Annotated in this window: 11 protein-coding genes; all 11 read right to left on the reverse strand. The window is 44.9% G+C overall.

What is annotated here, in order from left to right; all coding sequences use genetic code 11:
- Positions 1-17: 17 nt before the first annotated feature.
- The 11 genes from K7R10_RS08725 to porW all read right to left on the reverse strand — a co-directional run bounded on the left by K7R10_RS08725 (position 18) and on the right by porW (position 9,478).
- On the reverse strand, positions 18-512 hold the full coding sequence (locus K7R10_RS08725; protein ID WP_224484296.1) for a hypothetical protein: 495 nt from the start codon (positions 510-512) through the stop codon (positions 18-20).
- A gap of 247 nt (positions 513-759) precedes the next feature.
- A complete protein-coding gene (atpG, locus tag K7R10_RS08730; RefSeq protein WP_224484297.1) occupies positions 760-1,620 on the reverse strand; it encodes an ATP synthase F1 subunit gamma in 861 nt (286 codons plus the stop codon).
- A 102-nt stretch (positions 1,621-1,722) separates the two neighbouring features.
- Positions 1,723-3,303: a F0F1 ATP synthase subunit alpha gene (gene atpA / locus K7R10_RS08735; protein ID WP_224484298.1), complete on the reverse strand. Its 1,581-nt coding sequence runs from the start codon at positions 3,301-3,303 to the stop codon at positions 1,723-1,725.
- Positions 3,304-3,364: 61 nt separating this feature from the next.
- The gene (gene atpH, locus K7R10_RS08740; protein WP_224484299.1) at positions 3,365-3,910 is read right to left on the reverse strand and encodes an ATP synthase F1 subunit delta; all 546 of its coding nucleotides are present in this window, start codon (positions 3,908-3,910) and stop codon (positions 3,365-3,367) included.
- Between the two features lie 7 nt (positions 3,911-3,917).
- A complete protein-coding gene (locus K7R10_RS08745; protein ID WP_224484300.1) occupies positions 3,918-4,418 on the reverse strand; it encodes a F0F1 ATP synthase subunit B in 501 nt (166 codons plus the stop codon).
- A gap of 77 nt (positions 4,419-4,495) precedes the next feature.
- Entirely contained in the window at positions 4,496-4,687 is a 192-nt protein-coding gene (gene atpE / locus K7R10_RS08750) for an ATP synthase F0 subunit C (RefSeq protein WP_224484301.1), read from the reverse strand.
- A gap of 33 nt (positions 4,688-4,720) precedes the next feature.
- Entirely contained in the window at positions 4,721-5,794 is a 1,074-nt protein-coding gene (gene atpB, locus K7R10_RS08755; protein ID WP_224484302.1) for a F0F1 ATP synthase subunit A, read from the reverse strand.
- 111 nt (positions 5,795-5,905) lie between these two features.
- The gene (locus K7R10_RS08760) at positions 5,906-6,298 is read right to left on the reverse strand and encodes a DUF6168 family protein (protein WP_224484303.1); all 393 of its coding nucleotides are present in this window, start codon (positions 6,296-6,298) and stop codon (positions 5,906-5,908) included.
- A 6-nt stretch (positions 6,299-6,304) separates the two neighbouring features.
- Entirely contained in the window at positions 6,305-6,538 is a 234-nt protein-coding gene (locus tag K7R10_RS08765; protein WP_224484304.1) for an AtpZ/AtpI family protein, read from the reverse strand.
- Positions 6,495-6,914, reverse strand: coding sequence for a bactofilin family protein (locus K7R10_RS08770; protein WP_224484305.1), 420 nt, complete (start codon positions 6,912-6,914; stop codon positions 6,495-6,497). The genes K7R10_RS08765 and K7R10_RS08770 overlap by 44 nt, the downstream gene beginning before the upstream one ends.
- Positions 6,915-6,919: 5 nt before the next feature.
- Positions 6,920-9,478, reverse strand: a complete 2,559-nt coding sequence (porW, locus tag K7R10_RS08775; protein ID WP_224484306.1) for a type IX secretion system periplasmic lipoprotein PorW/SprE — start codon at positions 9,476-9,478, stop codon at positions 6,920-6,922.
- Between the last annotated feature and the right edge of the window lie 792 nt (positions 9,479-10,270).

Genomic DNA, 10,270 nt, shown 5'->3' on the forward strand with positions numbered 1-10,270 from the left:
ACCGGGGATTCAATTAATTAAAAGGGCGGTTTCTGGTTATAATGTACCGGAGGCGAAGGCGTAAGATCAGTGAGGCGATAGTAATATCGCTCTCCGTTCATGCTGTAACTCACAGCCGCTTCTCCCTCGTCCAGGTCGAGATCAGATCTGGGTATCAGACGTGGCGGACGATTTCCTCCTTCCTTACGCGGATCGGCATGCATAATCAGATCAGGCTTGGTTTCATCATATAACCTGCCGATATAGACGACATAGCTCCCTTTCTCCATACGGTGCAGAGGCACCCTCTTACCCCGGTAGTGCAAACTGTCGAGCTCCACCCCGCCTTCATCCTTCATAGGGATCAGTACATTGGTACCTGACAAAGACCGATCTTCACCTGCAGTCCAGGGCTCCTGAGCAACCTCTCCGTGAGTGAAAGGCGGTTCGGTAACAAACACTTGTGAAGAGCCGCACTGAGCAAAGGTGAATATGGTTATTCCTCCGAATATAAAATGCAGAATATGTTTCATATAGCTAGCGGTTACATCTATAAAGATACGTATTCAAAATTGATGCCAGATAGAGGGTTATGGGTTATGGGTTATGGGTTAAGGGTTAAGGGTTAAGGGAAAAAATTAGGACAAATTACGATGCAAAATGCGGCATATGTTTCAGATTGCATCAGATATCGAAGTCTTTGAGCTTAATTTCATGAGTAAATGAAATAAAAAAAGCCCCATGCAGAGCATGAGGCTTTCCGTTTAAATATTATTATCGTTAACCGTTAAGTGCCTCGGCACCACCAACGATCTCCAGAATTTCATTAGTAATAGCAGCCTGTCTTGCCTTGTTATAAGTAAGGGTCAGATCTGCTTTCAGATCGGCGGCATTATCAGTCGCCTTGTGCATGGCGGTCATACGCGCTCCGTGCTCTCCTGCATAAGAATCTCTGATAGCCTTAAACAGTTGCATCTTCAGAGATTTAGGAATCAGGGTCTCTACGATCTCTGCTTTGCCAGGTTCAAAGATGTAGTCCATCTGAGCGGGCTTTTCAGAAGCCACCGGTTCAATAGGCAGGTAATCTTCTGTAAGCACGACCTGAGTCCCTGCATTTTTGAAGTGGTTGTAAAGAAGAACGATCTTGTCAACCTTACCTTCTGCATACAACTTCATAAGCTCTTCAGCGATCTCAGCAGTATTTTCGAAGGTTAGTGCGTCGAAAATATCATTGTGATTAGAATGAACCTCGTATTTCTTTTTCAGAAGGTCATTTGCCTTTTTCCCGATGGTCACAAAGGAAACGGATTTGCCGGCAAAACGATCGCCAGCCAGTCTTTGAGCTTCCTTTACCACATTCGAATTAAAGGCACCACATAACCCACGGTTAGAGGTTACAGCAACGATAAGCACATTTTTAACCTCCCTTTTTTCTGCATACACACTTCCGGCATCTCCTTCGAGCGTAGCACTGAGGTTCTGCAGCAGTTCGGTCAACTTATCAGCATAGGGTCGCATTGCGGTGATTGCATCCTGAGCTTTTTTAAGCTTTGCAGCAGATACCATTTTCATGGCACTGGTGATCTGCATGGTAGATGACACCGAATTGATCCTGCTTCGTATCTCTTTTAAATTTGCCATATTCCTTGATTAAGAATTCAGATCAGAAACCCTTAGGTTCCCTTTCCAAACCGGGATACCGGTTAACCGGGCAGGCCTGCGCCCACCCGGATTTCCGTATGATTATCCTTTATATTTTGCTGAAAGATCTTTTGCCACTGCGGTCAGGGTATCGGTAACCTCGTCGGTTAACTTACCTGCCTTCAGGGTATCAAGCACATCTCTGTGCTTGGCATTGAGATATTCCAGGTAATCTTTTTCAAATTCTTTCACCTTTTCAACCGGCACATCTCTCAACAGGTTCTTAGAACCGGCATAGATAATGGCGATCTGGTCTTCAACGGTGTAAGGATCGTTCTGAGCCTGTTTCAGGATCTCCACGTTACGCTTACCTTTCTCGATAACGTTCTTAGTCGCTGCATCAAGATCTGAACCGAATTTAGCGAAAGCCTCCAGCTCACGGTACTGAGCCTGATCAAGTTTCAGGGTACCGGCTACCTTCTTCATCGACTTAATCTGTGCTGAACCACCCACACGCGATACCGAGATACCTACGTTAATTGCGGGACGTACACCTGAGTTAAACAGGTCTGATTCAAGGAAAATCTGACCGTCTGTAATCGAAATTACGTTGGTCGGGATATATGCCGATACGTCACCTGCCTGTGTCTCGATGATAGGAAGTGCTGTAAGCGATCCCCCACCTTTAACAACCGGCTTTAATGACTCAGGAAGGTCGTTCATGTTCTTGGCAATTTCATCATCGTTGATAACTTTAGCCGAACGCTCAAGTAGTCTTGAGTGCAGATAGAAAACGTCTCCCGGATATGCCTCACGTCCCGGAGGTCTACGAAGAAGCAGGGACACCTCACGGTAAGCTACTGCCTGCTTAGAAAGATCATCATAAATGATCAGAGCAGGACGACCGGTATCTCTGAAATACTCACCGATTGCAGCACCTGCAAAAGGAGCATATACCTGCATAGGAGCAGGGTCTGAAGCATTCGCTGCAACGATTACGGTATAATCAAGAGCTCCCTTATCTTCAAGGGTCTTGGCGATACCCGCTACAGTCGAGGCTTTTTGTCCGACTGCCACATAAATACAAAATACAGGTTCTCCGGCATCGTAGAACTCTTTCTGGTTGATGATGGTATCGATACAAACCGTGGTTTTACCGGTCTGACGGTCACCAATCACCAACTCACGCTGACCTCTGCCTACAGGGATCATCGCATCTACCGATTTGATACCTGTCTGAAGTGGCTCGTTTACTGGCTGACGGTAAATTACACCGGGAGCTTTACGTTCCAGTGGCATTTCGTACAGATCACCACCGATAGGTCCTTTACCATCGATAGGGTTACCAAGGGTATCTACCACACGGCCAACCATCTCTTCCCCTACCTTGATAGAAGCGATTCGCTGGGTACGCTTTACGGTATGTCCTTCCTTCACATCAATAGAAGGCCCCAACAACATGATACCAACATTATCTTCTTCGATGTTCATCACAATTCCTTCCAAACCGGAATCGAATGATACCAACTCCCCGTACTGAGCATTGTTCAGTCCGTAAACACGTGCGATACCATCACCGATCTGTAAAACTGTACCAACTTCGTCTAAAGAAGCTTTTGCCTCAAACCCTGATAGTTGCTTTTTCAATATTGCTGATACCTCAGCAGCTTTAACTTCAGCCATCTTTATTTCTATTTAATTGTGACAGCGGAATTCCCGCTCTCTTTTGAAATTCTTAATTTACTTATGCGGAAGTACTTTGGTAAAACTTCCTTTTTAATGTATTCAGTTTATTGGAGATGCTGGCATTATACTCTTTATCTCCCACTCTTAAAATGAAGCCGCCGATCAGATCTGCATCCACTTTCTTTTTAAGAATCACTTCTTTTCCGGTCAGGGTACTGACCTTCTCAAGAATCTTATTTTCCATCTCCTGTGATAAAGGAACCGCGGTGGTAACAGTTGCCACCTGCTTTCCTTTCAATTCATCGTACAACTCGGTATAACGTTGCGCTACCATAGGCAACAGTTCGATACGGTTATTAGCGATCAACAGGTCGATCAGGTTGAATGACGCTTTATCAAAAGCGGCGAAAACGCTCTTCAAAGCATCGTTCTTAGTCTCAGACTTGACGATCGGGCTTTGAATCAGTTGCATTAATTCTTCGCTCTCTCCCAGGGTTTTCACCACATGATTCATGTCGTTGAAAACACCTTCCAGGAGGTTATTGTCTTGTGCATAGCCGATAAGGGCCTTGGCATATCTGTTAGATGCTCTGTTTCCGGTCATCAGTGACTTAGTTTAACTTTACGTCGTTCAACATATCGTCAACCAGCTTCAGCTGCTTGTCTTTGGAAGAAAGTTCTTCTTTAACAACTTTCTCAGCGATCTCTATAGACAATGAAGCCACTTCCTTCTTAAGCTGAGAAACAGCAGCCTGCTTTTCACTTTGAATAGTTGCCTGCGCCTGTCTGATCATTTTATCAGCCTCTTCCTGGGCCTGTCCTTTAGCGTCTGCGATCATTTTTTCCTTGATCTCACGCGCTTCCTTCAGCATACTCTCTCTTTCAGCTCTTGCCTCTTTCAGCAATTGCTGGTTATCAGCCTGCAGGTTTTCCATTTCCTTTCGGGCCTGTTCAGCTGACTCCAGGGCACTTTTGATTCCTTCTTCACGCTCGTTTACGGCATTCAAAATAGGTTTCCAGGCATACTTTCTCAATACCAGCACCAGCAAAACAAAAATAAGTATCTGCCAGAAAAACAGTCCGAATGAAAATTGCTCTATTAACTTTTCCATGAAATATGTTATTTGTAATGTTTAATCAAAGTATAACGAACAGCTACAACCAACCGTTGCAGCTGCCCGTTGTTGTTTTAAGCTGCGAAAAGTGCAGCAAATCCAATACCTTCAATAAGAGCAGCTGCGATTAGCATAGCAGTCTGGATCTTACCAGAAGCTTCAGGTTGACGTGCGATAGCGTCCATTGCTTGTCCACCGATTCTACCGATACCAAGACCAGCACCAATCACGATTAAACCAGCTCCTACAATAGTTGGGATTTCCATAGATATATAATTAAAAATTAAACATTCAGCTTATTAATGATCGTCGTGTTCTTCTTTCGCCATTCCGAAATACAGGGCTGAAAGCATGGTGAAGATATACGCCTGAAGCGCAGCCACCAGCAGCTCAAGAATGGAAAGTGCAAACGCCAGTCCGAAGGAAAGCGTACTCCCGATCCAGTTCTTAAACAGGAACATCAGCCCGATGATACTCATCAATACCACGTGACCTGCGGTCATGTTAGCATAAAGACGTATCATCAGTGAAAAAGGTTTGATGAACATACCCAGCACTTCAATCGGTGCCAGAACGATTCTCATCAGTTTAGGTACTCCGGGCATCCAAAAGATATGCCCCCAGTAATTTTTATTGGCGGTAAAGGTGGTAATCAGAAAGGTCAAAAGAGCCAACCCGAAAGTCACCGCTATATTTCCTGTCACATTCACTCCAAGCGGAGTCATTCCCAGCAGGTTCAAAAACCAGATGAAAAAGAATATAGTGAGCAGGAAACTCATGTATTTTTTATAATGCTTCTCTCCGATATTAGGAATGGCGATCTCATCACGTACAAAAACAACCAATGGCTCAAAGAAACGACCCATTCCTCTTGGCATTGGCCCTGAGGAATAACTCTTAGCCAATCCGCGGAAAAGTATAAACATCAATATAGACACCAATAACATGGTTACCACGTTCTTGGTGATAGAAAAGTCCAGAGGCTTAACATTGGTAGGGTGATGATCTTCATCGAAATTCATCGTTCCCTCAGCATCTGTCTTATATATTTTGTTGTGGTAAAGCGCGTAATATTCTCCGTCTACTTCAGCAACTGTTTCGCCGTGATGAAATTCAGAGGCAGAAAAAACCTTTACCCCGTTATCCCAAAGTATAACAGGTAAGGGTATACCAATGTGAGAACCCGACTCTTCATCTTCAGTAAGGGTAAAATAATGTGAATCCTGCAGGTGGTGTTCGATAAATCCCTGGATTCCTTCTTTCTGCTGTTCGCTGCCAGCTTCTGTCTCGGTTAGTTCATGCTGCGCCCATGTCATCATAGGGGCAAAAATCAACATTAAAACCAGGATCTTCTCGATAAAATCTCTTCGCATATCACTCAAATAATAGTGGCTTAAAAATCGGTGCAAATGTAACGCTTTAAATGAAAAACAAAAACAATTTTTTTTGATTATTTGAGGCTAATTCCCTGAAACATAGAAAGCCTATGAGCGACCTTCCAAATTTAACATTCTGGAAACCGCAATTGTTTCAATCACAAGGCTTAATGCATAGGGAATGAAGAAGGTGATGAATTCGGTTCGGTCCAGATTTCCGTCATTATTATACGGTGGGTAAAAAAGCAAAAAAAACATCAGGAATTTTAACATGCTCCCGGCCATAAAAAGGAAGCCTGTCTGGGCAAAAAGTTTCTTCCGCAGTACATAGATGATAGTGAATATGACTATGGCCAGAAGTCCATTCCAGAAATAAGCCCGGAAAAGCAGCAGGTCTTCCGGGCTGAGATTATATGAATAAAGCAAATTTCGGTGCAGGTAGAAACCGGTGACAAGCACCAGCAATAAAATCAAGTAGAAAGGCAGTAACAACTTTCGCATACGAGATCAATCCTGCAAACGCTTTAATTGTTTTATCACTACGTAAATGGATATCGCTACTCCTGCAAGGGTCAGAATGATCAGGTACAGTTTTTCGCCCTCGTTATACCGTTCGTCGAGCCAGCGCCCGAACCAGGCGAAAAGAAAAATGGTCACTCCCATTTGTATGGCGACCCCTGAAAAAAGAGCGAAATTCTTAAGCTGATCGCTCGGCTTCTTTTTCTTTTTGTTTTCCGTCACCTTTTATCGATTTAACGGCAGAGCCTTTCATCGTACATGAAGCATTGAAATTTGCTCCGGGCTCAACCGCCAGTTTACCGACGGTAACATCACCCTCGATATTGGCAGAATTTTTAAGGCTAAGCACATTTTCAACAACCAGCTCTCCATCGAAATGTCCTTCGATATCGGCGTTGGTGCAATTGATCTTTCCTGTGACTTTTCCTGATTTACCGATAACGACCTTTCCTGAGGTGGTCACGCTTCCATCGAGCGTACCGTCGATGCGAATATCGGCCTCGGCAGTTACATCTCCTTTGATCTTGGTGTTTTCAACGATTCGGTTGGTCATTCCGGTAGTAGGTTCCATCTTGTGTTTTTTAGATTCGGCGAACATGGCAATTATTTTAGATTTGGGTTAACAGCCTGAAATTTGTTCAGGTATTCATCAAGGTTTTTCTTAACCTGTATGACTTTATAGTTCGGTCGCGAAATTACAAAATTCTCATTATCAATCAAATAATCCTTATTGATGTGTAATAATTCGGCGTACCCTTCTGCTCTTAGTTTTGATCCCAGGCCGTGTACGACCAAAAATACGGAATCTTTTGTATAAAAATCCTTTGAATAACGAACCTTATCATATTCCAGCTCCACCAGTGACCTTTTTATGACCTCTTCCAGCTCGGTCAGGGCCGATTCATCACCTGATCGGAAAGGAAAAATCAGTTTCCAGTGCTCATCGCCGGGGTCGGTAGCCTCCAATGCCAAATCTTCCAGTGCCGGAATGGTTTGCTCAAGAATTTCAGCAGCAGCTTTTCCCTCTTCAGTATTGGGATGGTTCAGGGCGATATAGTTAAGAGCCTCCTTGTACGCCCCCAGACCCTTAAGCCTGGCAAGCGCATTGGCCTTCATCAATTCGAATTTGAGTGCTACAGGCCTGCCGTTGTAATCTGATGCATATTTTTCAGCAAGTTGAGCCACCCTTTCGTATTGCTGGGCCTCCATAAGACGTCTGAGCTCCCGGTATTGTTCCTCAGAAGCGTTATCGTCGCCTAAAATGGCTTGCGGATCCCGAATAATTGCCGCGTATCTTGAATCGGGATGATTTTCAAGTATGTCGTTTCGAACAGCATCTTCAAGCGGAACCTCTAAAGCCTGGTAGATCTTAAACAGGTTATATTTTGCCGGTACGATCAGTCGCTCTTCCGGATAACTGTCAAGTAAAGCCTCCAGCCTGGAAGCCGCCAGCCCATACTCCTGAAATTTCTCCTTATACAACAACCCCAGTTGATAGTAGGCAAAGTTTCGTTCGTTCTGAATGCTGTCAATAGCTTCGGGCGTCTGTGGTAACTGATCTGTGTAGTAACTGACCTCGTAAATCTCTTCTGAGCTTCCACCGATAGTTGCGGTAGAGGTGTCGATCACTGAAGTATTGGCCAGAGTCACATTTCCGCCATAACGCCAGTTATCCTGCAGCTCCCGGTTTCCCCATCGGCTTCTGAACGCTTGAATACCGTAACGAACGGTCTCCTGATTATAGAAATAAAAACCTCCATTGCTTTTAGGACCTGAACCGGCAATGCCTCCGCCTTGATTCATCTGCTTCAGGGCTTCGAGTTTGGCTTGTTCCAGGGCTTCCTCTTCAGCTTGCTGAAGAGAGTCTATGTAGTTGCGAAAATAGGTCTGCAGCTCTTCATCTTCCATGGCCAGGAGATTCAGGATACTGTCGTTTCGCTGTGCGACGTTTTCGTATACGATCACCTCCTCCAGGTTCTCCCGTTTTCTTTTTACCGATCTGAATTCTTTAGTATTTCCTGTCATGTGCGCCAGCGTGCTGTCATAATAGGCTCCGGCGGTTTCGTAGCGGCGTTCATCGAAAGCCAGTTGTGCCAGTTCCCGGTAATTCAGTGATTTGAGAATACTGTCTGCATCTTCACTTTGAAGAGAACGGTCATAATATTTTCGAGCCAGCTCAAGGGTATCCTGCTCTACAAAATAGAGGGCTTTCTGTCGGTAAATACGGGCCAGGTAAGGTCTGTTCTCCCGGTTCCTTTCCAGATCACTGAGCATTTCCAGAAGTTCTTCCTTGTTGTGACCGGCCTGATTCAGGTTGTTGATCTTCTCCACCCATGCATTCATATAGTAGGGCCGCAGGGTACGACGATTCAGATCGATCACCTTTTCAAAAGCCATGTTGGCGCTGTCAGGCTTTTCCATCTCGTTATATAACTGCCCGATGATATAGAGGTACCTCCCCTCCTCTTCACTGCTTTTCGTATAATTGGCCGCCAGTTTCAATCGTTGCACGGCACTGTCTTTACGCTCGAGATTCATATATGCCTGCCCCATGGCTGCATTGGCATCGGCATAATCCTGATCGTCGAGATCGGCATACTTCATCAGTTTTTTCAGATTGCTCAGCGCCAGCTCGTCGTTATCAAGCCGCATATAGGTCTTTTCCCGCCAGATCCGGGCCTTGTTCATCACCTCTTCTTCAGAGTAGTGATTCAGTATGTAATTGAATGCCTCTAATGCCGGAATGAACCGCTGATCATAGTAACGCGCCTTCCCCAGTAAGAGGTACGCCTCGTCGATCTGACTGTTCTTTTCTTCCCCCCCGATGTACATCCCGTGCTTCTGAACGGCTTTCACCGCCTTTTCTTCGGCGCGCTCAAAATCAGGGTCCAGATCTACACCGTCAAGCTTGACCTGTTCGCTCACCTTCATTCTTTCTACAGGCAAGACCTCCCAGAAATTATCTGAATACTGATCGATAAGATCCTGTCTTCCTTTCTCCAGGGCATTCTTCCCGTTGTACATGACGTTGTACTTGGTATTCAGCCCGTGCCATTTGCGGTTCAGCATGGCGTCTTTACGCGTGCTGCAGGCCGCTGTTACCAGGAATACCAGAAAAACAAGAGCAGGTATTTTTGATAGAAACTTCACCGGTAAGTTCATTTGTAATAGGTAACTGCAATAATACCAGCTTTATTGCTGAATTGTATAAAAATACGGTTCTTTTTTGATCTGATGGGTATGGGGGTATGGAGGTATGGGGGTATGGGGGTATGGGGGTATGAAGGTATGAAGGTACATAGGTGCACAGGTAAGGGGTAATTAGTCAGATGACCGTTTCCAGAAATTCTGCTCGTGTTACACTGCCCTGAAGTACCGGGGGCGAAGTGGACTATCGGGATGAGAGATGCGTGGGGCTAGCTAACGGCTAACGGCAATCAGTGAACGGCCGAGGCCTTTCAGTGAGTTAGGTGAATTTTGTGAGTAGTGGAGGTTAGAGGTAAAAAGCTAGAAGGTTTCAAATTCGACCTAATACACTAATGACACAAACCTGGAATAAAATAGATAAGTATGAAGTTAGTTGCCACCCTACTCTCCACTCTCCATTCTCTTCTCTCTACAACCTATCACAACACAGCGACCCTTGTCACACTGCCCCGAATTACCGGGGGGCGAAGTGGACTAACGGGATGAGAGATGCGTGGAGCCGGCTAAGAGCTAACGGCAATCAGTGAACGGCCGAGGAATTTCAGTGAGTGAGGTGAGGTTAGAGGTTAGAGGTTAGAGGTTAGAGGTTAAAAGCTAGAAGGTTTCAAATTCCACCCAATAGGTTGTGTTCAGTTAAGTGTGTCATTCTTTATTTTTAGGGTAGGCCTAATCTTTCCTTGTGAGTCATTGATAATATACTAATGACCTTAGTCCAACTTACTGGTCTTGACCATTTCTTAGTGGTTC

Origin of the sequence: Robertkochia aurantiaca (assembly GCF_020166495.1) — a bacterium.
Classification (GTDB): domain Bacteria; phylum Bacteroidota; class Bacteroidia; order Flavobacteriales; family Flavobacteriaceae; genus Robertkochia; species Robertkochia aurantiaca.

Coding starts and splice junctions, on each gene's coding strand:
- K7R10_RS08725 (WP_224484296.1), bottom strand. CDS start 512: ATGAAACATATTCTGCATTTTATATTCGGAGGAATAACCATATTCACC.
- atpG (WP_224484297.1), bottom strand. CDS start 1,620: ATGGCAAATTTAAAAGAGATACGAAGCAGGATCAATTCGGTGTCATCT.
- atpA (WP_224484298.1), bottom strand. CDS start 3,303: ATGGCTGAAGTTAAAGCTGCTGAGGTATCAGCAATATTGAAAAAGCAA.
- atpH (WP_224484299.1), bottom strand. CDS start 3,910: ATGACCGGAAACAGAGCATCTAACAGATATGCCAAGGCCCTTATCGGC.
- K7R10_RS08745 (WP_224484300.1), bottom strand. CDS start 4,418: ATGGAAAAGTTAATAGAGCAATTTTCATTCGGACTGTTTTTCTGGCAG.
- atpE (WP_224484301.1), bottom strand. CDS start 4,687: ATGGAAATCCCAACTATTGTAGGAGCTGGTTTAATCGTGATTGGTGCT.
- atpB (WP_224484302.1), bottom strand. CDS start 5,794: ATGCGAAGAGATTTTATCGAGAAGATCCTGGTTTTAATGTTGATTTTT.
- K7R10_RS08760 (WP_224484303.1), bottom strand. CDS start 6,298: ATGCGAAAGTTGTTACTGCCTTTCTACTTGATTTTATTGCTGGTGCTT.
- K7R10_RS08770 (WP_224484305.1), bottom strand. CDS start 6,914: ATGTTCGCCGAATCTAAAAAACACAAGATGGAACCTACTACCGGAATG.
- porW (WP_224484306.1), bottom strand. CDS start 9,478: ATGAACTTACCGGTGAAGTTTCTATCAAAAATACCTGCTCTTGTTTTT.